Origin of the sequence: Luteimonas terrae, assembly GCF_004358165.1 — a bacterium.
GTDB lineage: Bacteria > Pseudomonadota > Gammaproteobacteria > Xanthomonadales > Xanthomonadaceae > Luteimonas > Luteimonas terrae.
Genome location: NZ_SMTG01000004.1, coordinates 454081 through 479069, shown reverse-complemented (window position 1 = coordinate 479069; position 24989 = coordinate 454081). Strand labels below are relative to the sequence as shown.

The 24989-nt window shown below is 69.8% G+C and carries 26 protein-coding genes; 10 read left to right on the top strand and 16 right to left on the bottom strand.

What is annotated here, in order from left to right; genetic code table 11:
• Positions 1 to 9: 9 nt before the first annotated feature.
• The 12 genes from E2F49_RS11380 to E2F49_RS11345 all read right to left on the bottom strand — a co-directional run bounded on the left by E2F49_RS11380 (position 10) and on the right by E2F49_RS11345 (position 9493).
• Entirely contained in the window at positions 10 to 2082 is a 2073-nt protein-coding gene (locus E2F49_RS11380; protein ID WP_165971215.1) for a tetratricopeptide repeat protein, read from the bottom strand.
• A 169-nt stretch (positions 2083 to 2251) separates the two neighbouring features.
• The gene (locus E2F49_RS11375) at positions 2252 to 3310 is read right to left on the bottom strand and encodes a YheT family hydrolase (RefSeq protein ID WP_133394123.1); all 1059 of its coding nucleotides are present in this window, start codon (positions 3308 to 3310) and stop codon (positions 2252 to 2254) included.
• A 59-nt stretch (positions 3311 to 3369) separates the two neighbouring features.
• Positions 3370 to 4173 carry a lysophospholipid acyltransferase family protein gene (locus E2F49_RS11370; protein WP_133393986.1) on the bottom strand — a complete coding sequence of 268 codons (804 nt, stop codon included), beginning with the start codon at positions 4171 to 4173 and terminating at the stop codon, positions 3370 to 3372.
• Positions 4174 to 4207: 34 nt separating this feature from the next.
• Positions 4208 to 4624 (bottom strand): hotdog fold thioesterase, encoded by a 417-nt coding sequence (locus E2F49_RS11365; protein WP_055250845.1) that lies wholly within the window; start codon positions 4622 to 4624, stop codon positions 4208 to 4210.
• A 138-nt stretch (positions 4625 to 4762) separates the two neighbouring features.
• On the bottom strand, positions 4763 to 4924 hold the full coding sequence (locus tag E2F49_RS16425) for a hypothetical protein (protein ID WP_165971214.1): 162 nt from the start codon (positions 4922 to 4924) through the stop codon (positions 4763 to 4765).
• Between the two features lie 61 nt (positions 4925 to 4985).
• Entirely contained in the window at positions 4986 to 5150 is a 165-nt protein-coding gene (locus E2F49_RS16420; RefSeq protein WP_165971213.1) for a hypothetical protein, read from the bottom strand.
• A gap of 25 nt (positions 5151 to 5175) precedes the next feature.
• The gene (locus E2F49_RS16415) at positions 5176 to 5343 is read right to left on the bottom strand and encodes a hypothetical protein (protein ID WP_165971212.1); all 168 of its coding nucleotides are present in this window, start codon (positions 5341 to 5343) and stop codon (positions 5176 to 5178) included.
• Positions 5344 to 5369: 26 nt separating this feature from the next.
• A complete protein-coding gene (locus E2F49_RS16410) occupies positions 5370 to 5507 on the bottom strand; it encodes a hypothetical protein (protein WP_165971211.1) in 138 nt (45 codons plus the stop codon).
• Between the two features lie 216 nt (positions 5508 to 5723).
• The gene (locus E2F49_RS11360; protein WP_133393985.1) at positions 5724 to 7670 is read right to left on the bottom strand and encodes a phospholipase D family protein; all 1947 of its coding nucleotides are present in this window, start codon (positions 7668 to 7670) and stop codon (positions 5724 to 5726) included.
• Positions 7670 to 8269, bottom strand: coding sequence for a YceI family protein (locus E2F49_RS11355; RefSeq protein ID WP_165971210.1), 600 nt, complete (start codon positions 8267 to 8269; stop codon positions 7670 to 7672). The genes E2F49_RS11360 and E2F49_RS11355 overlap by 1 nt, the downstream gene beginning before the upstream one ends.
• 37 nt (positions 8270 to 8306) lie before the next feature.
• The gene (locus tag E2F49_RS11350) at positions 8307 to 8783 is read right to left on the bottom strand and encodes a SixA phosphatase family protein (RefSeq protein WP_133393983.1); all 477 of its coding nucleotides are present in this window, start codon (positions 8781 to 8783) and stop codon (positions 8307 to 8309) included.
• 77 nt (positions 8784 to 8860) lie between these two features.
• Positions 8861 to 9493, bottom strand: coding sequence for a ParA family protein (locus E2F49_RS11345; RefSeq protein ID WP_133393982.1), 633 nt, complete (start codon positions 9491 to 9493; stop codon positions 8861 to 8863).
• Positions 9494 to 9617: 124 nt separating this feature from the next.
• On the opposite strand from E2F49_RS11345, the gene E2F49_RS11340 reads away from it, so the two are divergent.
• Entirely contained in the window at positions 9618 to 11102 is a 1485-nt protein-coding gene (locus tag E2F49_RS11340; protein ID WP_133393981.1) for an AAA family ATPase, read from the top strand.
• 108 nt (positions 11103 to 11210) lie between these two features.
• Positions 11211 to 11738: a hypothetical protein gene (locus tag E2F49_RS11335; RefSeq protein ID WP_133393980.1), complete on the top strand. Its 528-nt coding sequence runs from the start codon at positions 11211 to 11213 to the stop codon at positions 11736 to 11738.
• Between the two features lie 20 nt (positions 11739 to 11758).
• Here the strand turns inward: E2F49_RS11335 and E2F49_RS11330 are convergent, their stop codons facing one another.
• The gene (locus tag E2F49_RS11330) at positions 11759 to 12583 is read right to left on the bottom strand and encodes a hypothetical protein (protein ID WP_133393979.1); all 825 of its coding nucleotides are present in this window, start codon (positions 12581 to 12583) and stop codon (positions 11759 to 11761) included.
• A gap of 151 nt (positions 12584 to 12734) precedes the next feature.
• Here E2F49_RS11330 and E2F49_RS11325 point away from each other — a divergent pair, with 151 nt between their 5' ends.
• Positions 12735 to 13490, top strand: a complete 756-nt coding sequence (locus E2F49_RS11325) for a hypothetical protein (protein WP_133393978.1) — start codon at positions 12735 to 12737, stop codon at positions 13488 to 13490.
• Positions 13491 to 13511: 21 nt separating this feature from the next.
• Here E2F49_RS11325 and E2F49_RS11320 read toward each other — a convergent pair whose 3' ends face one another.
• The 3 genes from E2F49_RS11320 to ggt all read right to left on the bottom strand — a co-directional run bounded on the left by E2F49_RS11320 (position 13512) and on the right by ggt (position 16616).
• A complete protein-coding gene (locus E2F49_RS11320) occupies positions 13512 to 14558 on the bottom strand; it encodes a hypothetical protein (RefSeq protein ID WP_133393977.1) in 1047 nt (348 codons plus the stop codon).
• Between the two features lie 69 nt (positions 14559 to 14627).
• Positions 14628 to 14846 (bottom strand): hypothetical protein, encoded by a 219-nt coding sequence (locus tag E2F49_RS11315; protein ID WP_133393976.1) that lies wholly within the window; start codon positions 14844 to 14846, stop codon positions 14628 to 14630.
• A gap of 54 nt (positions 14847 to 14900) precedes the next feature.
• Complete coding sequence (gene ggt / locus E2F49_RS11310) at positions 14901 to 16616, bottom strand: gamma-glutamyltransferase (RefSeq protein WP_133393975.1); 1716 nt, start codon at positions 16614 to 16616, stop codon at positions 14901 to 14903.
• A 175-nt stretch (positions 16617 to 16791) separates the two neighbouring features.
• Here ggt and E2F49_RS11305 point away from each other — a divergent pair, with 175 nt between their 5' ends.
• From E2F49_RS11305 to E2F49_RS11275, 7 genes are all read left to right on the top strand, one after another.
• On the top strand, positions 16792 to 17307 hold the full coding sequence (locus E2F49_RS11305; RefSeq protein ID WP_165971209.1) for a hypothetical protein: 516 nt from the start codon (positions 16792 to 16794) through the stop codon (positions 17305 to 17307).
• 30 nt (positions 17308 to 17337) lie between these two features.
• On the top strand, positions 17338 to 18402 hold the full coding sequence (locus E2F49_RS11300; protein ID WP_133393973.1) for a peptidoglycan-binding protein: 1065 nt from the start codon (positions 17338 to 17340) through the stop codon (positions 18400 to 18402).
• A 108-nt stretch (positions 18403 to 18510) separates the two neighbouring features.
• Positions 18511 to 19452: a Tle-like phospholipase domain-containing protein gene (locus E2F49_RS11295; RefSeq protein WP_133393972.1), complete on the top strand. Its 942-nt coding sequence runs from the start codon at positions 18511 to 18513 to the stop codon at positions 19450 to 19452.
• A 52-nt stretch (positions 19453 to 19504) separates the two neighbouring features.
• Positions 19505 to 20227 carry an ankyrin repeat domain-containing protein gene (locus E2F49_RS11290; protein WP_133393971.1) on the top strand — a complete coding sequence of 241 codons (723 nt, stop codon included), beginning with the start codon at positions 19505 to 19507 and terminating at the stop codon, positions 20225 to 20227.
• Positions 20228 to 20626: 399 nt separating this feature from the next.
• The gene (locus E2F49_RS11285; RefSeq protein WP_133393970.1) at positions 20627 to 22294 is read left to right on the top strand and encodes a Tle-like phospholipase domain-containing protein; all 1668 of its coding nucleotides are present in this window, start codon (positions 20627 to 20629) and stop codon (positions 22292 to 22294) included.
• A gap of 240 nt (positions 22295 to 22534) precedes the next feature.
• Complete coding sequence (locus E2F49_RS11280; protein ID WP_165971208.1) at positions 22535 to 23197, top strand: ankyrin repeat domain-containing protein; 663 nt, start codon at positions 22535 to 22537, stop codon at positions 23195 to 23197.
• A gap of 107 nt (positions 23198 to 23304) precedes the next feature.
• Complete coding sequence (locus E2F49_RS11275; protein WP_133393968.1) at positions 23305 to 24984, top strand: Tle-like phospholipase domain-containing protein; 1680 nt, start codon at positions 23305 to 23307, stop codon at positions 24982 to 24984.
• Positions 24985 to 24989 lie beyond the last annotated feature (5 nt).

Here is a 24989-nt window from a genome sequence, read left to right as displayed (position 1 = left end):
GTGTCCGGGTCAGTCCTGACGGTAGCCCAGGCGCACCGCCACCGGCGTCAGCGCGGCGAACGGACCGGCGAGCACCTCGCGATAGGCCATCCAGCGGCCGGCGGGGATGCGATCGGGACCCAGCAGTTCGCGCGGCGGCGTCGGGAACGCGGGCACGCCCAGCGCTTCGGCGAAACGCGTGGCCAGCCGCTCGGGATCCTCGCCCGGCGCGTCGGTGCGCACGACCGTATGCGGGAACAGGTCCTGCTCGATCACATCGGCGATCTGCGCCAGGTGTGCGGCCAGCCACTCGGCGGCGCTGTCGGCGTCGGTGATGCGCATCGTCACCGGTGCGCCGAACGCGAACCATTCCAGCAGCATGTCGCGCGGATCGCGGACCGCGAACAGCAGACGCGCCTGCGGCAGCTGCGGGCGCAGCGCCAGCAGCCAGCTGTTGTCCCAGAACGGAATCCAGTCGATGACGGCGCCGTTCGCACCGACGCCGCGTGCAGGCAGCTGCGACTGCCAGCCGCCAGCGACCTGCTCCGCAGTGAACACGCCCTCTGCAAGACGCGCCGGCACGTTGCTGTCCTGGAACGGGTCCTGGACGGCGGTCGCGAACCGGTCAGAGCGGAACTCGGGCAGCGCGCGCTGCAGCACGTTGGCAATCCGGTCCACCTGGGAGCCAGGGGGGCCGTAGAGGAATACCGCCGGCGCGCGCGCGCCGTCGACGGACGCCTTGTCGGGCCAGCTAGCCGGCGCGGGCGTCGACACGGGGGGCGCGCCCGTCTGCGCCGTTTCCTCGACCGCGAGCGAGAGCCATGTCGCGAGCGCATCGGCAGGTCGCTCCGCCGCGTCCTGCGCCATGCCGATCCAGCGCCGCAGCATCGGACGCGCCTGCGCGCTGGCGGACGGCAGCAATCCTTCGGCGAAGGTCACCGCGGCCGGGGGGTCGCGGTCGAGCAGGCGGTCGAACAGCACCTGGGTGGCATTGCCATGGCCGGGCTGCAGCGCGGCGATCCTGCGCGCGGTCGCCTCCGATGCCGCGTGGGCACCGGTCCCGGCTTCCAATGCGAGCTGGGCCTGCAGCGCCGGCAGATGATCGGGACGCGCCGCATTCCAGCGGTCGACGATCGCCGTCGCTTCATCGCTGCCGAACGGGGCCATTGCGAGGCGCGCGACCCACAAATGATCGAGCCCGGGCTCGCGTGCGAGCGCGTTTTCGAGCGTGGCCTGCGTGTCCTCGGTGTTGCCGGTGGCCTCCCACAACAGCAACAGGGCATTGGTCGCACGGTGGGATTCGGGATGCGCGGCGAACGCAGCCTGCAGCAGCGGCTTCGCGCGCTCGGGTCGGCCGGCCTGCAGCTCGAGTTCGCCAGCCAGCGTCTGCATCGCCGGCGTCACCTGCGACGGATCGGACAGCAGGGCCGCGATCTCGTCGGCTGCCTCGGCAGGCCGGCCCTGCTGCAGCACGATCTGTGCGAGCAGGCCGCGCAACGGGGTGTGCCCGGTTCGATCGAGCATGCGACGGAAGGACTGCTCGGCGAACGCCAGGTGGCCCTTGGCCAGATAGGCGAACGCCAAAGCATTGAGCACCTGCAGGTCATCGGGCGCGCGCTGGGACGCGGCGGACAGCAGGCTCAGCGCACGATCGTGCTCGCCCCGGCGCGACGCCAGCGATCCCTGCAGCATCAGCGTCCAGTGGTGGTCCGGAGACACGCGTGCCGCGAGTTTGGTGAGCCGCTCGGCCTCGTCAAAATCGTTGCGACCCACGGCCATCTGCGCCTGGACGATATAGGCGCCGAACTGGTTGGGATCGAGGGCGACGGTCTGCGCGAGCGCCGCCTGGGCGCTGCCGACGTCCTGGATGTCGAGCAGCATGCCTGCGCGCAGAAAGTGCAACTCCGCGTCGTCTGGCATTTGCGCGATCGCCGCGTCGATCGTCGACAGCGCCGCGTCCCGGTCGCCGGTCGCACGGAACGCGAGGGCAGCGGCCCGCTTCACTTCGAGGTCGTCCGGCGCGGCCGCCAGTGCACGGCGCGCGAGCGCGACCGCCTGTGCGTTGTCACCGCGATGCAGGGCTTCGAAGATCTGTTGCGACATGCTGGACATCCCGGCGCAGGGCCGAACAAAGGCAAGGTCGCGCATTGTAGCGGCCATGCGCAGGCCGGCCCGAGGCTGCAGGCGCCCGTGCAGCCGGCCGGGCGACCGCGTCTGGCCTGGGCCGGAAACGGGAGTGCGGCGCGCAGCACGCGTACCCGCGCGTCGATCTCTACAGCGGCGGCTGCGATGTTCCCGCGTGCACTGCGGTCGCCAACCGGGTGCGCGCCGTGGCTTCGCGGGCGGCGTCGGCGTGGGCGCCCAGGCGCTCGGTGACCCAGCGTTCGGCGAAACCGTCGAGGTGGCGATCGAGCAGGAAGCCGCAGTGCCCGCCCCAGCGGCTGATCTCCAGCCGCGCGTGCGCCGGCAGTGCCAGCGCATGGAAGGCGTCGAGCGGAATCACCGGATCGTCGGCCGACATCAGGATGTCCACCGGCACCTGCAGCGACGACAGCCGCTCGCCGGCGACCGAATAGCCGTCGAAATAATTGTCGAGCGTGCCGAAATCGGTGTGCGTCTGGACCAGCCAGTCGGTCAGCTCACGCATGCCCAGTTGCAGCGTCGCGTCGTCGAACACGTGGTGGTCGGGAAACAGGTCGCGCTTGCGGCGCAGCGAGGCGCGCCAGGTGCGCTCGAAGTGGCGCAGGTACATGCGGTGCCCGCGCTCCATGTGCAGCATCGTCCGGGCCGGATCGATCACCGGGCACACCGCCGCGACGCCCGCCAGCTGCAGGCCGGCCGCTGGCGCGCGCAGCGCCAGGCGCAACGCGAAGTTGCCGCCCAGCGAATAGCCCGCGGCGATCATCGGCCGCGAGGCGAAACGCGCGGCGATGTCCACCGCCGCATGCACGACTTCGTCGATGCGATTGGAGTGGAAGATCGCCTGGTTGAGGTGGTGGCTGTCGCCGTGATCCCGGAAGTTGAGCCGGAACACCTCGTAGCCCGCGCGCAGCATGTGGGCCGCGGTCTGGCGCATGTAGCTCGATTCGGTGCTGCCTTCCCAGCCGTGCAGCAGCAGGGCCAGACCGCGCGGCTCGGTGCCGCGCACCACGCTGTGCAGGCCGTGCAGGCGCACGCCATCGCCGCCGTCGACCAGATGCTCGGTAGTGACCGCGCCGGTGGCCGCCAGCGCGCGCGCACCGCGCCGCCGCCGCCATGGACTGCTGGCGAGAATGGTCTGCACGTGCGGGCTGCGCAGCCACAGCGGCGGCGTGTAGTCGCTGCCGCCCACGCGCATGCCGTCCGGCGCCAGGCCGACCGCATCCGTCGGCGACGACGGATGCGCGGCACTCACGTGCGATCGCCCAGCGCGGCGACGATGCGCTCGCGCGACAGTCCGGCCATGCGCCGGCGCCCTTCGGCATCGATGGCGCGGATCGGTTCGAGGAACATCACGTCCGCCTCGCCACCCGGCTCGCCGAGCAGGCGCAGGAAATTGGCGAAGAACGATTCGCGCTCGCGGAACGCGACGATGGTCTGTGCCGAACCCGCGTGCCCGTAGCGCAGCGCGACCGGCTGTACCGCCACGTCGGCCTCGACCGCGGCCTGGAAGATGCGCGCGTGGAACGGACCGACATGATCACCGCCGCGCGTGCGGCCCTCGGGAAACACCGCCACCGGGCGGCCGTCGCGCAACCGCGCGACCATTTCCTCGAGCACGCCGCCCAGCGATTCGGTGCTGCCGCGCTGGTGGAAGATCGTCTCGCCACGCGCGGCCAGCCAGCCGACGACGGGCCAGCCGGCGATCTCGCGCTTGGCGACGAAGCCGACCATGCGCTGGCTGTGCAGCGCGACGATGTCGACCCAGCTGACGTGGTTGGCGACGAACAGCACCGCGCCCGGCAGCGGCGTACCGCGGCGATGCATGCGATAGCCGAACACGCGCATCAGCCCGCCCTGCCACCAGCGGATCATGCGGTGGTCGACGCGCTCGCCGCTGCGCAGGCGACGGCGCCCGATCGGCGGCAGCATCGTGAACAGCAACACCGGCAAGTGCACGAACACATGCCACAGCAGGACCGGCACGCGCACGCAGTAACGCAGCACGCGCACCGGCGTGCCGCCGGCGTCGGCGCGAACGGAAGCGGAATTCATCGCTGCACGATACCCAAAGCGGAGACGTCGCGTCTCACGGTTTCGGCACCACGGCGAGCGTCAGTCGCGAGATGCACACCAGCTTGCCGGCCGCATCCTCGACGCGGATCTCCCAGACCTGGGTGCTGCGGCCCACGTGCAACGGACGCGTGGTCCCGGTGACGATGCCGCTGCGCACGCCGCGCAGATGGTTGGCGTTGATCTCGATCCCGACCACGCCGCAGCCGTCGGGCGCGGCGAGTCCGCCGGCCGTGCTGCCCAGCGTTTCGGCCAGCAGCGCCGAGGCGCCACCGTGCAGCAGACCGAAGGGCTGATGGGTGCGGCCGTCGACGGGCATCGTCGCGCGCAGGAAGTCAGGGCCGATCTCGGTGAAGACGATGCCCAGCGCCGCGATCGCGGTGTTGGCGGACATCGTATTGAGCTGGTCGAGCGAGGTGTCGCTGCGGAACATGCGCGTGGGAGCTCCGGAGGAAAGCCGGGCAGCTTAGGCCCTTGTGGCGCTGTGCGCAGCGCGGCCGGCGGAATGGCGCGTCGCAATGACGCGTGGGCCGGCCGCGGTGTGCCGGATTCGACCGGCGGATGCGGTGGATCAGGCGATGTGGAAGCGCGCGGGCATCGCGCTGTCGCGGGTGTCCAGCCGGAAGGCGCTGCGCGTGGCGCGGACCTGGGCATGGAAGCGGGTCGGCTGGGCGATGCAGGCCGGCATCGGAAACGCGGCGCTGGCCGGGGCGGTAGTGTCGGTGCGGAACATGGCGGAACTCCTGAGGATCGGGGGAACGCTTCAGGGACCGGCGGTGATCGCGGTGGGGCGATCAGGCGATGCGGAAGCGCGACGGAACGGTGGCGGTGACGTAGCTGCGCGGGGCGCCGTAGCTGCTGCTGGTGCCGTAGCCGGTACCGGTCTGGCGGGCGGGGCGCGAAGCGTTGGCCGGAACAAGATGGGCGGCGGCGTGGACGATGGCGTGCATGCGGGACATGGCGGTCTCCAGGACAGGGTGGGAATCAGGCGACGCGGAAGCGGGCGGGCACCGAGGCGGCGGCGTAGCTGCGGGGCGTGCCGTAGCCGCTGCTGCGGCCGTAGCCGACACCGAACAGACGGGCCTGGCGGATGGCCGCGACCGGCGGGGCGAGATGGGCGGCGGCGTGGACGATGGCGTGCATGCGGGACATGGCGTTCTCCAGAGAAGGGCGGGTAATCAGGCGACGCGGAAGCGCGCGGGGACGGTGGTGGCGGTGTAGCTGCGCGGGGTGCCGTAGCTGCTGCTGCGGCCGTAACCGGTGCCGAAGGCGCGGACGGGAGCGGCGGTGCGGGCGGTGGTGCTCTGGGTCTGCATGGCGGGTCTCCGGTGTGTCTGTGATTTGGTGTGTTGGTAGACTACAACACCACTGTTCGAGAACACCACCTGCAGGAAGTCATGTTGTGCGAATTCACCGGTTTCATTAATCCTGCGTTCATAAAACCCCGGGCGCGACACGGAGGTGCCTGTCTGAGCAGACCGGGAGTGCAGGCGAAGGCGGAATGCGGGCTGCTGGCCCTGCCCGCGCGGGCGTCAGAGGATCGGGACGAGCCCGGCGCCGAACGCGGTGAAGATTCGCGTCAACAGGCTGCGGAAGCCGATGCTCACTTCCGGGAAGTCACCCACGGGCACGTAGCACTCGCGGAATCCGGGCGCGTCCGGCGGCAGGGGCGTCGGACAGTCCGGGCCGGGCTGGAACTCGAAGCTGGTCGCGTAGCGGGTGGGCCACAGATCGAACAGGGGCAGGCGTTCGGACACCTTCGCCATCTGGTAATCGATCCCCGACAGCACCGGCGCGGGGTCGCGACGCGCGATCGTCCAGGCATTGGCTGGCGACATGTCGCGCCGGATGCTCGCCGCCAGACGCTGTGCGAAACGCGGGTCGTCGATCACCACCGCGCTCTCGGTGTTGAGGTTGTCCCCGCGCGGATCGAAGTTGTGGGTGCCGACCACGCCGATGCGTTCGTCGACGACCAGCGACTTCGCGTGCAGCCCCATGCGCAAGCCGGTGCGGTTCAGCGGCACACGGCGGTTCACGCCAACGCCCGCATAGCGCAGCGCCGAATACTCGCGCGTCAGCGGCGGTGCGCTCGCCGGCCGCGCGGCGATGATGTCCTCGCGCGTCGTCGACGACCCGGCCGTGCCGCTTTCGTCGAGGTTGACGCTGCCGTCGGCGTTCCAGGAGAGGCCGACCGCGCCGGTGACCTCGAGGTCGATCGGCGCGTCTTCCGGGAACGGTTTGTACTCGTAGATGTGGAAGCCGAAATCGCGCAGGTGGCGGCGCTTGTACTTGTAGGACAGCGCGTAGGTGATGAACGAGTCGGTCGCGGCCAGGCTGTTGGTCGACACCGAGACCTGCGGCGCGTCGGGGCGCGCGTGCAGGTCGGCGAACATCTGCTCGGCCGGTTTCGACAGCACCAGGTAGGGCGTCTGCAGCAGCACCTCGTCCTGCGCCGATTCGATCAGTTCGCGCAGGCGCGGCGTCGCGGCGATCGCCGCCTGGGCGGCTTCGCGGTTGCGGCGGTGCTTGGCCGGCAGGTCGCCGATGAACTCGATCGTGCCCACTTCCAGCGCCATGTCGGCCAGGCGCGTGCGCACCAGCGCGGTGTCCTCGGCATCGGCCGACATCGCCGCGACCCGCGCCGGCCGCTCGTATGCCTGGAACGACACCTCGGGCACGCCATCACGCAGCAGATGGCGGCCCACGTCGCCCAGCTGCTCGACCGGCGTGCTCAGCGGCGCATGCCAGAACGCGACGAAGTTCTCCTCCATCGCCTCGACCACCGGGCCGGCGATCAGCACGTCGCGATCGCGGAAGTTGAAGGTGTCGCTCCAGTCGAAATAGTCGTCCTGGTAGTTGCGCCCGCCGGTGATGCCGACCACGCCGTCGATCAGCAGCGACTTGCTGTGCATGCGCTGGTTGAGCCGTCGCCAGCAGCAGGCCGCGGCCAGCGCGTACTGCGGATAACTGATGCGCGCGCGTCCGAGCACCGGGTTGTAGATGCGCATCTCGAAATTGGTGTGCGCACCGGCCAGCGCCGACAGTGTCTCTACGGTGCGCATGGCCGAGAGCTGGTCCACCAGCAGACGCACCTGCACGCCACGGCGCGAGGCGGCCAGCAGTTCCTCGAGCACGAGGTGGCCGGCGTCGTCCTCGTCGAAGATGTAGGTCTGCACGTCGATCGTGCGCTGCGCGCCGCGGATCAGGTCCAGCCGCGCCAGCAGCGCGTCCTGCCCGTACTCGAGCAGCACCGCGTAGTGGCGCGGCGACGCCGGCGTGCTGCGGGCGAATGCGCGCGTGCCCAGTTCGCGCAGCGGCGAAGGCGTCGCGCAGGCATCGCTGCGGTCGCAGACCACTTCGGTCGAACGCGCCTCGACCGCGATGTGCGCGGCGGCATCGCGCTTGGCGGGCGAGAGCGAGGTGCAGGCGGTGCCGGCCAGCGTCATCGCCAGCACCAGGAGCCGGATCCAGGACGGCATCACTGCGGGCCCAGTGCGCGGATCCGCAGCGTGAACCGGACCTGGTCGGCGATCGCATAGCCCCAGCGGTCCATCGCGTAGCGGCTGCGGCGCACGTCACCTTCGCCGTAGACCTCGCAGTCGAACGCCGGCCGCGCGCAATTCGCCGCCGCGATGCGGAAGGTTTCGCGGTGCTGGACGCCGCGGATGCTGAGCATCCCGGTCATCTCGCCGCCCTCGCGGGCGAGCGTGGCCGGATACGGATCGGACACGAACCGCACCTCGGGGTACCGGGCCACGTCGAAGACACCCGGGCCACGGGTGATGCGCGTGTAGGCACGGCTGTCGACGATTTCCACGCTGCCCGCATCGAGCACCAGATGGACCTGGTGGCGGCCGTCGGCCAGCACCGAGATCTCGCCGCGCCAGTCGTCGAAGCGCCCGTCGAGCTGCTGGCCCCAGCGGGTCTTGAGGTTGAAGCCGATCTCCGAACGCTTCGTGTCCAGCCCGATCACATGGCCGGGTCCGGCCGCCGCCACGCCGGTGGCCGGCGCGACGCACAGCGCGACCAGGCCGGCGAGCGCCAGCGTGCGCAGCAGCGGAACGGCAGCGCGGGTCATGGACGGTACGGCGGACAGCGGGCGAGCGCCGGTACGGCTACGGCCACCAGAACGCCGACAGCGACGCCACCGCCGGTTCGACAGCCGCGCCATCGGGCAGCGACAGCACCGCGATGCCGCCCGGCGGCATGCCTCGGTACTCGCCGGTCTGGCCGCTGTGCAGCAGCGCGACCAGGCGTTCGAGACCGGGGTTGTGGCCGACCAGCAACAGGCGGCCGGTCTCGCGATGCTCGTCGAGCAGGGCAGCCAGCGTGCCGGGGGTTGCGTCGTAGACCGTAGGTTCCAGGCGCTGGTCGACATAGCCGATCACGCCCAGCACCGCTTCGAGCGTCTCGCGTGTGCGACGCGAAGGCGAACACAGCGCGCAGTCGGGCACGAGGTTCTGCTCGCGCAGCCAGCGGCCGGCCGACTCCGCCTCCGCCAGGCCTTCGGCCGACAGCGGCCGATCGATGTCGGCCTGGTCCGGCAGGGCAGGATCGGCGTGGGCGTGGCGGAGCAGGATCAGTTCGCGCATGGACGGTCGTCGGCCTCGTGTGGTGGCTTAGATGGCGGATACGGCGTTCGGATACGGTGAACGCCGCACGCGACGTGCTACTTGCGCAGCCATTTCAGCAGCGGCGCCCAGTCGTCCTGATGGTCGCGCACCTGCGCCGAATGGTAGTCGAACAGGCTCTTGCCCAGCCCGACCAGCATCACGTAGGCCTGGCTGTCACGCAGCTGCGCGACCACCGGATACGGCCACTGTTCCAGCAGCGCCAGCGCCTGCTGCGAGGCGTTGGTATGCGGGCGCAGGCGGTTGGCGACCAGGCCCACGCGGGTCTGCCCGCGACGCACGCGCGGGTGCTTGGCCAGGGTATTGAGGAAGCCCACCGTCGCGTCGATGTCGAGCGCCGAGGGCAGCACCGGCACGACCACGGCGTCGGCGATTTCGAGATAGGCGTCGAGGTCGTCGGCCATCGCACCGGCCGCGCCGTCGACGACCAGACGCGTCGCGCCGTCGGGAATGGAGGCCAGCACCTTCTTGTGGCGCGCACTGCCGTCGATCGGCAGCACCGCGGCCTCCATGCCGGCGCGACGCTCGGCCCAGCGCGTCGACGAATGCTGCGGATCAGCATCGATCAGCACCGTCGACTCGCCATCGAGCGTGGCATGCGCGGCGAGATGGGTGGCGATCGTGGTCTTGCCGACGCCGCCCTTGGAGCTGGCCACCAGTACCGTCTTCATCGAAGTCTCCGGATCGGTTCGCGCAACCGAGCGTACACCGCTCCGCCGGACAACGGCGACCGCGGCCCGCGTCGCCCGTTTAACATCGGCGTTCCAACACCTTCGAACCCGAGCGCGACGCCCGATGAGCGAACTGCAGGACCTGGCCGCGCTGATCCGGGCCAACACGCCCCTGGTGGTCGTCGAAACCCCTGACGAACCGCGCGTGGTCGAACTGTTCCGGCAATCGCTGCTGCAGGTCTGGCGCGCGCTGTACCGCTGGACGATCACCGAAGGCCTGCGCCGCATCGATCTGGACGGCGAGTCGGAGACCGACACCGCCGCCGATGCCAGCAACACGCTCGCCGCGATCCGCGATGCGGACCAGCGCGGCATCTACCTGCTGCTCGATTTCCATCCCTATCTCGGCTACGCCGGTACCCAGCGCCAGCTGCGTGATCTGATCCAGCGGCGTCACTGCCTGCCGCACGTGATCGTGCTGGTCGGCCACAAGGTCGAACTGCCGGCCGATCTGGAAGCGATGGCCGTCCGCTTCCGCCCGCGACTGCCCGATGCCGATGCCCTGCTGAAACTCGTGCGCGAGGAAGCCGCGGCCTACCAGCAGGAGCACGGCGGCCGCCGGGTCGAGGCCGACGCCGATGCGGTGCGGCAGATCGTGCGCAACCTGCAGGGGCTGTCGCTGGGCGACGCGCGCCGGATCACCCGGCAGTTGATCCACGCCGACGGCGCACTCGCGCACGACGACCTGCCGGCGCTGGCCAAGCTGAAGTTCGAACTGCTCAACAAGAGCGGGCATCTGCATTACGAGTACGACACGGCGGGCTTTGCCGATGTCGCCGGTGCGCGTCGGCTCAAGCGCTGGGTCGAACAGCGCCGGCGCGTCTTCGTCGAAGGCGATGCGCCGCCCGGCCTCGACCCGCCCAAGGGCGTGCTGCTGCTCGGCGTGCAGGGTTGCGGCAAGTCGCTGCTGGCCAAGGCCATCGCCGGCGGCTTCGGCGTGCCGCTGGTGCGGCTGGATTTCGGCACGCTCTACGACAAGTACCACGGCGAGACCGAGCGCAACCTGCGCGAGGCCATCGCCTCGACCGAACAGCTCGCGCCCTGCGTGCTGTGGATCGACGAGATCGAGAAGGGCCTGGCCTCCAGCGGCGACAGCGACGGCGGCGTCTCACGGCGCGTGCTCGGCTTCCTGCTGACCTGGATGGCCGAGCGCAAGTCCAAGGTGTTCCTCGTCGCGACCGCCAACCAGGTCCACGACCTGCCGCCGGAACTGCTGCGCAAGGGCCGCTTCGACGAAACCTTCTTCGTCGACCTGCCGAGCGCCGAGGTGCGCGCCGAGGTGTTCTCGGTGCACCTCGCCCGTCGCGGGTTCACGCTTGCAGACTTCGACCTGCAGGCGCTGGCGATCGAAGCCGAAGGCTTTTCGGGTGCCGAGATCGAACAGGCCATCGTCGCCGCGCTGTATGCCGCACACGCCGCCGGCGCGCCGCTGGCGCAACCGCTGCTGCTCGACTCGTTGCGCGACACCCGGCCGTTGTCGGTGATGATGCGCGAGCAGGTCGACGCGCTGCGCAGCTGGGCGCGCGAACGCACGGTGCCCGCGGACTGATCGACTGGCCTGCGCAGGCGCGGCGCTTGGCCGCGGCAGGCTACGGAAGTTTCATCGCGGCGACGGGTCGCGGCGACACGGAGATGTCACATGGTTTCGCACGGATGCTTGCCGATCACCACCGCCGCCGTCGTCGCGACGCTGCTCGCGACCGCCTGCAGCCATCGCGTCCAGCGTGTGGAACGCGAGATGGTGCTGCCGCCCTTCGCGCAGGTGCACAAGGTGGACACGAACCAGCGGTTCCTGATGGCGGCGCCGATCGAAGATCCCGACCCCGTCTATCCGGCGCGCGCCGCCCTGCGCGGTGTGCTGCAGCTGTGCGCGGCTTTCGTGGTCACAGCGGAGGGCGGCATCGCCGACGTTGCCATCGACCAGCAGGGCGACAACTGTGCCGATCCCGACGATCCCGCCACGGCGCCGTTCGAGACGGCCGTGCGCGCGGCGCTGCAGCGCTGGCGGTATTTCGGCGCCGCGGTCTGCACCTTTCCCGACGGCGGCGACCCCGATTCCGACCCGCGTTGCGAGGGGCCGGACGTGCGTGTCGATCCGGTGTCGATCCGTCTGCGCTACGTCTTCGCGTTCTCGTCGGAACGCGGCGGTCGCGTCTTGTGGACGCAGGCGTCACCGGTGCAGTGACGCCCGCGCGTTTCGCGCTGTCAGTTCGTCTCGCTGATCTCCAGCCGGTACGTGCCCGCCTGGCCCAGATGGCCGACGTAGATCTCGTACTCGCCCGGCCGGAAGGTGTCGACGACCTGCGCGTCGAGCGCGCCGGCCCCGTCGTCGTCGCACAGCACCTTGCCCGGTCCGATGACCACGAGGCTAGAATCGGTGGTGCTGTCGACCCTTAGCTGCAGCGCGACGGTGCTGGTGATCGTCAACCGGTGATCGGGCGTGGTGTCGATCATGCCGCTGCAATGCGCACCGTAGCGGCTGGCCTCGACGTTGCCGCCGGTTTCGCCGGCGCCGACCTGCGGGTCGGGCGTGAAGCCGGCACCCAGGCTGAAGTTGGCGTACTGGCCGTCGCCGGTTGCCGAGGCACGCGCGCCGTCTGTCTCGGTCAGCGTCAGCGTGTAGCGACCGGGCTGTTCGATATGGCCGACGTAGACGGCGTAGTCGCCCGGGGTCAGTCGCGCATCGACTTGAGCGTCGAGCTGACCGGCACTGTCGTCGTCGCAGAACACGCCGGCCGGTCCGACCACGACCAGAGTCGAGTCGGTGGTGCTTTCCACCGACAGCCGCAGGTCCAGCGGCGAGGTCACGCGGATGGTGTGGTCGGGTGTGCTGTCGATGACGCCGCTGCACTGCGGCCCGAAGCGCGTGGCCTGGGTCTGTCCGCCGGTCTCGCCGTTGCCGGTCTGCGGGTCGGGCGTGAAGCCCGCGCCCAGGGTGAAGCTGTTGTAGGCTTGCGCCGCGGCCGGACCACTGGCGCAGCCGATCAGCACCGCGGCCAGCAGGCCGCAGGCGGTCGACAGATGTCGCATCGGATGTCTCCGTCCCCATGCGCCGACGCGGTGCCGACGCTGGCGCGATTCTGCGCCTGGCGATCGCCGGCCACCAGAGGTGACATCGTGGCGCGCCGGCTTGCTAGGCTCTGCGTCCCTCGGCGCGCAATGGACATGGAAGCACGCACGGATGCATGGATTCCGCAACGCCACGCTGGCCATCGGACTGGCCGCACTGCCCGGCGTCTGCCCGGCCGAAACGCGGGCGCTTCCCGCCGCACACTGCATCGACGGGCGCACCATCACCGAGTCCTACCAGGCCGACGACAGGACGCTCGCGATCCGCGGCGGCGATGGTCGGCGACATGTGCTGGCACTGGGCGCGTCCTGCCCGGGCATTCTCGAGGGCGAAGGCGTGCAGGTGATCGGCTGGTCCGGCTGGGTCTGCGGTCTTGACGGGGAAGTGGTGCGTTCCGGGACGCGCGAGTGTCCGGTCGCGGGAACCGCCGTGATCGACACGCGCACCTATGCCGATCTGCTGAAGCGCGCGCACGCGGACATGCAGACGCTCGACACGGTGGTCGTGACGAGTGCGCGGCAACGCGGCTTCCGCGGCACGCCCGACTACTGCGTCGCCAACAGCTGGATGCGCGGTTGGCACGAAACGCCCGAGGGCATCGTGGTCGAGGTTTCACCGCGTCGCTCGGGTGGCCACCGGTTCTATCGCATCGAGACCCGGGGCTCCTGCAGCATGCAATCGGGCGCCGCGTCGATGTCGCTGGTCTCGGCGATGGGGCTGGGCATGGTCTGCGGCAATGCCGGCGACCACGTGGTGTTCACCCGCGACAACACCGGCGGCATGCCCGGCCTCGACACGTTCCATGGCGCCGTATCGCCGTTTGGCGCGCGCTGCGAGGTGTCGCAGGTCTATCCGCTGGAGCGCTGAACCGGCGCCCCGCGCGACGATTCAGCGCGGTGGCTGCCAGCCCGCCGGCGGTTCGAGCGGCACGCCCGCCTCCTGCAAGACCCGGCTGACGAGGTCGGCCTCGGTGCGGATCGACGGGTCGGCGAGGAGGCGCACCAGTTGCGGTGCGCCGTCCCGTGGCAGGTCCATCGACGCGCGCCCCCATTCGAGGTTCCGCCAGTCCAGCGTGCGGCGACGCGCCTGGACCTCGGCGCGTTCGGCGGCGCCTTGCGCGGTGCGCTCCGAGAGTGCAAGTCCGATCATCGTGCCGAGTTGCGTGTCCGAATGCTCGGCCATCAGCCGGGCGACGTGGCGGCAATCCTGCGCGCGCGACGTCGAGGTGCGAAGTGCGTCGACGTCGCAGCCTTCCATCAGCGGTTGCAGGCCCGGAATCGCAACCGCCGCCCACAGACCCATCGCCTGGATCGCGGCATGTTCCTCGGCCACGAAGTCACCCGCGTCGGCGAACGCGGCACGCTCGGATGCGGTCGGCAGCGTGCGCAACAGGGCGGCCTTCATCCAGCGCACCTGTTCGAGCATGCCCAGGTCGAACCGCGTCGCGGTGCGCGCGTCGGACAGCAGCACGTCGGCATTGCCACCGCGCATCAACAGCGGCGCGAGATTCTGCGGATCTGCGCCCAGCCAACGCTGCGCGGCGCGCAACCGGGTCGCCTCGTCGCTGCCGTAGGCGAGCAGGGTGTTGGCCAGCACGTCGTTGCCGGCACGCGCCGCGGCGTCGCGCCGCCAGGCGGCGGTCTGCGGGTCCGGTGTGACCGGGCGCGAGGGCGTGTCGCCATCCGGATCCGGTGGCGGGGCATCGGCCATTCCATGCAGCACGGCGGCGAATGCCAGCTCGCGCGGCTGTCCCGTCGCAGCCAGTGCGGCCGCGCTGCGCTGCGACCAGCTCTGCCACGCGCCGCGCATGGCGGCCTCGTCTGTCGTGGCCTGAGGCGGCGCATCCTCGCCGAAGCGGGAATACGGCGCCTGTGCATCGGCAGGGGTGGCCTGCAAGGCGAGCACGAGCACGGCAGTCAGTGGCAGCAGGCGCATCGGACATCCCTGTGAACGGTGTGTCCGCAGTCTATCGGGCCTGCCGCGGTGACGGGCGCCGCGGAACGATCAGTCGTCGACTGTAGGCGGTGCAACCTCGGCGGCAGACGCTTCGGCAGGCTTCGCAGGCGCTGCGGCAGGGCGCGCCCGCTGCATCCGCGAGAACGCATCCGGCGCATGCTCGTCAACGGTCATGTCGGCGAGGGCCGGCTGCACATCGTCCCGGCCACGCAGACCGGCACCCGAAACCGCCAGCACCACCAGCCCCGCCACGATCCATCCCCGCATGTCCGCCAGTCCTTCGAATGAGGCGGCGGAGAATATCCGGAGGCGATGCTACCGTCAGTAGCCCGCCGCCTGCCCATCCTTCCGCGACTCGCTGGCGCCGGTCCAGCCGCCGTAGGGGTTCTTCATGATCGCCTGGTAGCCGCCATAGGGGCCGTGCGAGAAGCGCACCGAATGGCCCTTCTGCATCAGCGCGCGCACGGTTTCGTAGGGGAAGCCGGTTTCCAGATCGACTTCGCCGCCGTCGGTCATCGCGGTGTTCTGGCCGGTGGGTTCGGTCGAGCCGTCGTGCTGGATGCGCGGCGCGTCGCCGGCTTCCTGCAGGTTCATGCCGAAGTCGAGCATGTTGATCAGGATCTGCACATGGCCCTGCGGCTGCATCGCGCCGCCCATCACGCCGAAGCTCAGCCACGGCTCGCCGTCTTTCGTGGCGAAGGCGGGAATGATGGTGTGGAAGGGGCGCTTGCCCGGTTCGAAGCTGTTGGGGTGGCCTTCCTTGAGCACGAACTGTTCGCCGCGATCCTGCAGGATGAACCCCAGACCCGGCGGCGCCATGCCGCTGCCCATGCCGCGGTAGTTGGACTGGATCAGCGACACCATCATGCCCTCGCTATCGGCGGTGGTCAGATAGATCGTGTCGCCCTCGTCGAGCTGCTTCGGCGTGCCCGGCTGCACTTCGCGCAATGCGGTGTCCATCGAGATCAGCGCGCCGCGCTCGCGGGCGTAGTCCTTGGAGATCAGGCGTTCGACCGGTGCCGGATGAAAAGCCGGGTCGGCATACCAGCGTGCGCGATCGGCGAAGGCGAGCTTCTTGGCCTCGACGAACAGGTGCACGTGCTCGGGGCTGCCGAAGCCGTAGGACTTCAGATCGTAGGGTTCGAGCAGATTGAGGATCTGCAGCGCGGCGATGCCCTGTCCGCTCGGCGGCAGCTCCCACAGCTCGACGCCGCGATACGTCGTCGACACCGGCTCGACCCAGTTGCCGGTGTGCGCGGCCATGTCCTCGTAGGCGAGGAAGCCGTCGTTGGCGGCGAAGTAGTCGCCGATCGTGCGCGCGATGTCGCCCTTGTAGAACGCATCGCGGCCACCGTCGGCGATCGCCTGCAGCGTGTTGGCCAGATTCGGGTTGCGCCAGGTCTCGCCGGTGCGCGGCGCGCGGCCGTCGATCGTGAACTGTTCGGTGAATCCCGGCCACTTGCCCAGGCGCGGCACCGAACGGTCCCAGTAGTAGGCGATGACCTCGTGCACCGGATGGCCTTCGCGCGCGTAGCGGATCGTCGGCGCGAGGTTGTCGGCCATCGCGCGCTTGCCGAAGCGGCCGTGCAGCGCGAACCAGCCGTCGACCGCGCCGGGCACGGTCACCGGCAGCGGACCGTGCGCCGGAATGTCGGTCAGGCCACGCCGCTGGAACTCGGCGAGCGTGAGCGAACGCGGCGAACGGCCCGAACCGTCGTAGCCGTACAGACGCTTGGTCTTCGGATCCCAGACGATCGCGAACAGATCACCACCGACGCCGTTGCCGGTCGGTTCCATCAGCCCGAGCGCGGCATTCGCAGCGATCGCCGCATCCACCGCACTGCCACCGGCCTTCATCGTGTCGAGCGCGATCTGCGTCGCCAGCGGATGCGAGGTCGCGGCCATCGCGTGCGGCGCATGCACCTCGCTGCGGGTCGCGAACGGTTGGCCGGTGATGCGGTCGGCGGCATGTGCATTCGAAGCACCGGCCAGACCGAGGACGGCGACCGCGAGCAGGGACGGAAAGAGGCGGGGCATGGCAGGTGGATCCGGGGCCGGTGGGGCGGACACAGTAGCGCGGTGTCGGAGGGCCTGCGATAAGCACGGACCTCCATGTGCGGCAACGGCCGACGCAAGGGCGGCGCCAGAGCCGATCCCACGTGGGCTTTCGTCCGTGGATGCTCTCGAATCTGCTTCACTTCTGGAGAGCGCGATGAAGCTGGCACCTGCGATCCCGCTTGTTGCTGCAATCGCGCTGGCCGCATGTGCGGCGCCTTCTACACCGGCCGCATCCGAGATTGCGCTTGTCGCATCGACCCATGCATCGGACGCCCCACCGCGCGTGCCGACCCGATGCACACAACATGAGTTCGGCCTGATAGGTGAGGGGGACGTTGTTCGCGTGCAGCGCAGCGATGGCGTCGTCCTGGAGCGTCCAGGCGGCATGCAGTCATACGTCCCGGTCGGTTTGGGCTGCGCGCAGACGTCGGGAGGCGACGAGTACCTCGTTGTCCAATACGGCGAAGTGCCGCTTGGCTGCAAGGTATGCGAGTGGGTGTTCGTCTACGACCATGCCGGTCGTCCGATGCATGACAGCGTCCCCGCGTTCTGGGGACAAGGTGACTCGTTGGCTCCCAACAACGCTGGATATGCCCGCGTGTCGCAGGAGCTCGGTCTGCAACGGCCCAGAATCGAGTACGACGAGACAAGGCGAGTGACGATCGACTGAGACGGTCCAATCAATGATGAGGAGGCAAGGATGCCCGACGACATCTATGACGAGCTGATCCAACCGCGCGGCGCAGCCTATCGCGCCTCGCAGGTGCATCCGAGAAGTCACTACCTCGAGCCGGTCGAGCAAGGTGCAGGACGGATGGCAGGCAATTCGCGCGTGTGGGGCGACGCAAATCCCGAGGTCCAGTCACGCTCGATCGACGCGCTCGTCGACGCCGCTCGCGCCACTGGGCTCGGCTCTCGTGAGACCGCGCATGTGCTTGCGATCGCGCGCGTCGAGTCCGGCTTCAACCCGGATGCGGCTGCGGGGACCACCTCTGCTTCCGGCCTGGGACAGTTCATCGACGACACGGGCAAGGCTTACGGTCTCGATGACCGAAACCGGTTTGACATCGACGCCCAGGCAGGTGCTCTCGTCGCGCATTTCATCGACAACCGCAACCTTGCGCAGCGGCGCGGACAGGACGAGTCCTGGATCTACAAGTACCACCATGATGGCCCGGTACGCGATTACGGTGGGCTGGCACTGTCGCGCGACAAGGTCATGCCCCTGCTTGAGCAGTACACGCAGTTCGTGGAATCGCGCTTTGGCGTCACGCAAAGCAACGAGACGCGCAGTGAGACGCGTGCGCCTGCATCTCCAAGCGCAATGCTCATGCGCGACGGACAGCGTGGCGAAGATGTCGCCCAATTGCAGGCCACGTTGACCGGGCTCGGCTATCACGACGCGCGCGATGTGCCCCTGCAAGCCGACGGCGTCTTCGGGTCACGCACCGGTCAAGCGGTGCGCGCGTTCCAGCAGGCGCAGGGCCTCGAAGTCGATGGCGTCGTCGGACCGGCGACGCGCGACGCGCTGGATCGCGCGTTGCAGGTCGAGAAGGCGCCGCCGCGCGATGCGGAAGCGGTGACGACGTCGCCGGTCGACCAGTTGCTCGCAGCGGCACGCAGCGGGGACGCCGGCACCCTGCAGGCGGCGATGGACGGGTTCGCCGCAACGCGGTTCGGGCGGATGTTCCAGCAGGCGCAGGTCGCCGAGTCGGAGCGCGTCGCGCAGCGCGAGCAGGCGTCCCAGTGCAGTCCGGACCGTTGAATCGACGCGCGTTCTGAATGCGTGGCATGCAGGAGCTGGGGTCAGCCCCAGCTGTCGGACGCGCCGTGGCGTGCCTAGGGTCGAGGTCTCGGGTCCGGGAGGTGCGGCATGAGTTTCAACGTCCAGTCGTCGAATGTCGCGCAGTCGAATCTTCATAGCCTGCCGCCCCCCGAGATGCTGCGCGCGCAGACGCAGGGTGCGCAGGCGACGCCGACCGGCAGCTATCAACTCGAACCCGGCTATCACCCGCAACTGGGCGCGCTGTTCGCCTCGAACGGAAACGCGGCGAACGCGGCATCGTTCGACGCCCAGGTGCGCGGACAGGATGCGAAAGCGATCGACCTCGAGTTGATGGAGATCTCCGCGGCGGTCTACGACCCGGCCGTGCAGCAGGTCGGCAACTGGAGCCGGGTCAGCGACGCCGAGCTGATGGCCGCGGGCATCGACCCGTCACTGCTGGAGAACCCGCAGAGCGGGTTCCGCGCGGGCATCTATACCGACGGCGACGGCAACCACGTGCTCGCGTTTGCCGGCTCCAACGACCTGAAGGACTGGACGGGCGCCAATTTCCGCCAGGGGCTGGGCTGGCAGTCCGAGCAGTACGACGAAGCCGTGCAACTGGCCCAGCTGGCGTCCGCCGCATATGGCGACGATCTGGCGATCACCGGGCATTCGCTCGGCGGCGGACTGGCCGCGACCGCCGCGATGGCCGTCGATGGCGCTGCCGTGACCTTCAACGCATCCGGCGTGCACGACCGCACCATCGAAGGCTTGGGTCTGGACCCCGCCACGGCGAAGGCCGATGCCGCCGACGGGCAGATCCGGCGTTACAACGTCGACGGCGAAGCCCTGACCAAGGCGCAGCAGGACATCTGGGTGGTCAACAACATTCCCGACGCGCCGGGCCACGAGATCGTGCTCGACGACCCCTCGCCGCTGACCGGATTCGACCGCTTCAACCCCTTCAAGATCGTCTCCCACAGCATCGCCAAGCACATGCAGGATGTCGTGATCGAGGCGCTGAGCGAACAGCGGCCCTGGGCGAACTGACCGGTGATGCGTATCGACGGGGCACCCGCGCTGCCTGTGTGAGAATGCCTGCATGCGCGCCGCAGTCCTGAGCCTGTTGCTGATGCTGTCCGGCGCCGCCTGCAGTGGAGACGCGATGGACGCCCGAGCCGCTTTTTCCGACGCCAGCGCCGGTGCGCTGGCCGATGCCGTGGCCGCCGACGATGCTGCCGCGGTGCGCGCGCAGATCCAGGCCGGCGCGGATCCGAACGCGCGCGGCGACAAGGACGTGAACCTGTTGCAGATGGCGATGCTGGCGCAGGCCAAGCAGGCGTTGCGGGCGCTCCTGGAAAGCGGTGCGGACCCCAACGCGCCTGGCCTGGGCGGCGCGACCGCCGTGCACGGCGCCGCCATCGCCGACGATCCGGAGTATCTGCGGATCGTGCTCGCCCATCGTGGCGACCCCGACGCGCGTCATGGCGAGACCGGCGCCACGCCCCTGGCCGGTGCCACCGGGCCGCGCACGGACGTGCAGTTCCGCATGCTGCTCGATGCGGGTGCCGACCCGGGCGCCCCGGACCGCACCGGCAACACGCCGCTGCACAAGGCCGCGATGATCAACGCCGGTGATCACGTGCTGGCCCTGCTCGAGGCCGGGGCCGATCCGCAGGCGAAGAACACGCAGGGCGCGACGTTCCAGCAGTACTTCTTCAAGACGCCCGACAACCGCTTGAACGATGCCGCGCGGGCGAAACGCGAGGCCGTGACCGGCTGGCTGCAGGCGCATCAGGTGCAGCTCGAGGCGGGCGCGCACTGAGCGGAGTCGTGCGGTTTGATCGCATGCCTCGGTAGGCGAGCGTGCGAGGGGCATTCCCGGCGGGATCCTGGATGCTTCGCAGGATGGGTGGAGCGCAGCGACACCTGTCGGCGGAATGTCGTTTCGCGCACCAGCGCAGGAGGGCACGCAGAAGCCGCGATCCTGGCCGCTGGCACCCGCAGATGACGCTGACGGGTGTCGCTGCGATCCATCCATCCCACGCGCCGCGCTCTAACCATCGAGCGAAAGGGTGTGCCGGAGCGCGGACGCGAATGGTTCTACTGCGAAAGCCCCGCGCGCGCGCGCGCACCGCGTCCCGCGAGCCTAGGTGCCGCCCTAGATGGCAGCCGGCCGCGACCGCGCTAGCGTGGACGCTCGAATCTCCAGCGGAGCGCGGGCATGTCCCTGACCATCGGTGATGGCGTCGGACGCACTTACGAACCGGTCCGGCCGCCGGAGACGCTTTCGCAGTGCACCGTGGCGCCCCTGGCACCGCAGCCGCCGGTCGGCCCGTACCGGCCGGATGCCGGTTTCCACCCGCAGATCCAGGCCGCCGCGCAGCCGCCGGCACCGTCGCAAGGGCAGGGCGGCACCAGCCCGTACGCGATTCCCGCCAACACAACGCTGGGTCAGGTCGCCAGCGGCACGCAGGCGCAGCCCTTCGACGTGACCCTGTCGCAGCTCGCCACCGCGGTCTACGAGACCCGCGGCGGCCCGCCGGCGGGCTGGAGCGAGGTCAGCGACCAGCAGCTGCAGGATCTCGGCGTCGCCGATCCGCAGGCGTGGCGCCTGCAGTATCTCGGGGCCAACGACAGCGTCGCCACCAATGCCCAGGAGTTCCGCGCCGAGGTCTATACCGACGGCGCCGGCAACTACGTGCTGTCCTATCGGGGCACTGCCGAAGGCGGCCCGGACTGGGAGAACAATTTCCGCCAGGGCCTCGGTTACGAAACCAACGACGGCGACAAGTTCAGCGTCACCGCGGTCAACACCGCGCGCGAGTTCGCGAACGTGTTCGGCGACAACGGCGCCAACTCCTCGAATCTCGCGATCACCGGCCATTCGCAGGGCGGCGGACTGGCGAGCGTCGGTTCGCTGGCCAGCGGGATCCCGGCGGTCACCTTCGATGCGTCCGGCATTCATCCGAACACGCTCGACCGTATCGGTGTCGATCCGCAGGCCGCGCGCGACGTCGCCGAAGGCGGCCAGATCCGCGCCTACTCGCTGTCCAGCGACGCGCTGACCAATGCGCAGGACAGCTGGATCACCGGCATCGTCGCGCCCGACGCGCTGGGCACGCAGATCGTCGTCGATCCGGCCGCGGCCGACGTCGACAACATGTTCTCGAACTATGGCCCGACCGAAGGCTTCACGCAGGCCCAGAGCGACGCGATCAACACCGCGGTCGAAGCGGCGCGCGACCCGGTCACCGGCATGCTGCTGTCGACCGCGCTCGCACCGGTCACCGCCACCGGCGGCGCGGTGGTCGGCACCCTGTTCGGCAATCCGCTGGGCGGCGCTGCCATCGGCGCGTTCGCTGCGCCGGTGCTGGTCTCCGGCGGCGGCGAGCTGGCCTATGCCGCGATCAGCCACAGCCCCAATGCGTTGACCGCCGCGATGGTCGACCAGCAACCGTGGCAGCCCGGTTACCAGAACCCGTCCTCGATGGGCCGCGACCTGCAGAACCTGCTGCCCGACGCGACCAAGGACGACTACGCCCGCAACGTGCACGACTTCGCCACCGACATCGACAGCGTCGTCGCCAACGAATTCGCCAATGGCCAGTACGCGCAGGGCGTCGCCAGCCTCGCGGGCGACTTCACCGAAGGGGCCTTCAATTCGCTGGGTGACACCGTTGACGGGTATGCAGACCAGGCCGCCGGCTACGTCGACGCCCATGTCGACGGTGTGGTCGGCGACGTGCTGTCCGGTGCGATCGACGGCGCCGGCGATGTTGCCGAGTTCGCCACTGACGTCGCGGGCGAAGTGAGCGAGCGTGTCGCCGACGGCGTGGGCTGGGTCGCGCAGGGTGCCGGCAACTTCATCGGCGGTCTGTTCGGTCGCTGAGCATCCGCAGGATGTGTGCTGGCGGTTCCCGGCCCGGGCATCTGCGCCCGCTGGACGACGGCCTTGATACAGATGCCGCGTCCGCACGCCGTGGATCCGCTTCGGACCGATCGCGTCAGTATCCCGGCGTCACCGCCGGCGCGGGCCGCGTGCGTATGATCGGACGCTGACATGACCGGCATCCGCGCCCTCGCGTCCTCCCTTATTCTCCTCTGCGCCGCAGGGTGCGCCCAGCCGTCCATGAGCAACGACGCCTTCGATACCCCGGCCACCGCGCAGCTGGCAGACGCCGTCCGCCGCGGCGATGCCGCCGAGATCCGCCGCCAGCTCGAACACGTCGCGCCCGACACGCCCGGCAGCGACGGCGACACCCTGCTGATGGACGCCATCCGCCAGCGGCGCGCGGTCAGTGTCGAGGCCCTGCTGGACGGGGGCGCCGATCCCAATCGCGTCAATGCGCGGGGCGAGACGCCGGTGCATGCGGCAGCGTTCTCCGGCGATCCGGCCATCCTGCGCGCGGTGATCGCCAAGGGCGGCGATGTCGACGCGGTCAATCCGCACACCGGTGCGACGCCCCTGGTGCAGGCCCTGCTGTCGCCGACCGCCGGCCAGGCCGAGGTGCTGCTCGATGCCGGCGCCGATCCGAACCGTGCCGACCGCAACGGCGATACGCCGCTGCACGTCGCCGGCCGTACCAATGGCGGTGCGGCGATTCTCGCGCTGCTGCGCAAGGGGGCCCGGCCGCAGACGGAGAATTCCCGTGGCGCGACCTTCCAGTCCGAATACTTCGGCTTTCCGGCCAACCTGCTCAACGACCGCGCCCGCGCCGAACGGCGCGAGATCGTCGCTTGGCTCAAGGCCAACGGCGTGCCGCTGGAAGCCAACGTCCAGGCCACGTACTGAGGCCGTCCGCTGAACAGTCCTGAGGCGCAACCCTAGGGTCCGCACCAGCTGTCGGCGGCACCGGGCGCCGCCTATCGTCGGGTCATCGTTTCCCGAAGGTGTGCGCCATGAGCCTGTCCCCAGTCTCCGGCAACAGCAATCCGGTCGATCCGTACCGCGACTTCGCGCTCGACCCGGCGCTGCAGGCGTCGTCCGCGCTGCAGCCGCGCACACCCGCGAACGTCGACAGCAGCGCCGGCTATCCCAAGGGCGATGGCACGTTCGCCGATTCGGTCCGCGGGACCGATCCGCAGCCCGGTCGCGATCTCGAATTCGCGCTGATGGCGAACGACAGCTACACGCTGACCGGTCCCGACGGCACTACCGGCACCGCGGCCGAGGCGGATCTCCAAGCCGCCGGCTGGAACCGTCTGCAGCCCAGCGCCGACGGCACGCATCTGGTCGATGCGCAGGGCAACCAGATTCCGATTTCCCCCGATGCGCTGCACGACCCGCAGACCGGTTTCGACGCGGCGATCTACCAGAATGCCGACGGCCAGTACGTGGTGGCCTACCGCGGCACCGACAACTGGGGCCTCGGCGCAGGTGGCGATTCGCGTGCCAACGGGGGCCAGGGCCTCGGCATGGAGACCGCGCAGTACTCGCAGGCCATGGAGCTGGCCAACCTCGCTGCCGATACCTTCGGCGATGGCAACGTGGCGATCACCGGCCACTCGCTCGGTGGCGGTCTGGCATCGGCCTCGATGCTCGCCACGGACATTCCGGGCGTCACCTTCAATTCGTCGGGCCTGAGCAACAACACGCTCGCCAGCCTGGGCTTCAACCCCAACGCTGCGCGCAGCGAGATCGCCGACAGCGGCCAGATCCGCCGCTACGTCGTCGATGGCGATCCGCTCACGCTCGCGCAGCAGGACATTCCGATCATCGGCCTGCCGCTGTCGCCGCCGAACGCGGTCGGCACCGAGCTGCGCGTCGCGCCGCCCGAAGGCATGGGCCGTTTCGACATGCTCGGCCTGCATGGCGGTGGCGGCGACAACCCGTCCTACGTCGAGTCGCTGCGCCAGCACGAGGCCACGGCGCCCACCGACCGGTCGGGCACCAACCTGGGCCTGGCACTGGGCACGATCGAGAACATCGGCGAGCACAACCTCAACCAGCTGGGTTCGCTGGCCAACGGCATCGGCGGTCTGTACAGCGATGGCGCCTCGACGGTCACCGACGCCTACAACGGCATCAGCGACGCGGTGAGCAGCGACTACGGCAACGGCCGCTACGTCGACGGCACCTTCCGCATCGCCGGTGACGTGGTCGACGGTGTGACCGGTCTGGCCGGCGACGTCGTGTCCAATACGCTGGGCACCGCAGGCGACGTGGTCGAGAACGTCGCCAACCTGGGCGGCAGCGTGCTGCGCGATCTCGGCGACCGCACCGGTCTCGACACGCCCTTCGATGCGGTCGCGAGCGGTGTCGAGTGGACCGGCCGCGCGGTCGACAACGTGGCCGACGGCGTCGGCAACGGCGTGCAGTGGGGCATGGACAAGGTCGGCGACGGTGCCGAGTTCGTGCTCGACAAGGTCGGAGACGGCGCGCAGTGGACCACCGATCGCGTGGTCGACGGCGTGACCTGGACCGGCGGCAAGATCGCCGACGGTGCCGCCTGGGTGGGTGACCGCGTGGTCGACGGCGCCAATGCGGTGGGCGATGCGGCCAGCTGGACCGGCGGCAAGATCGCCGATGGTGCGCGCTGGGCCGGCGAGAACCTCAATCCGATGAACTGGTTCCGTTGAGCGAT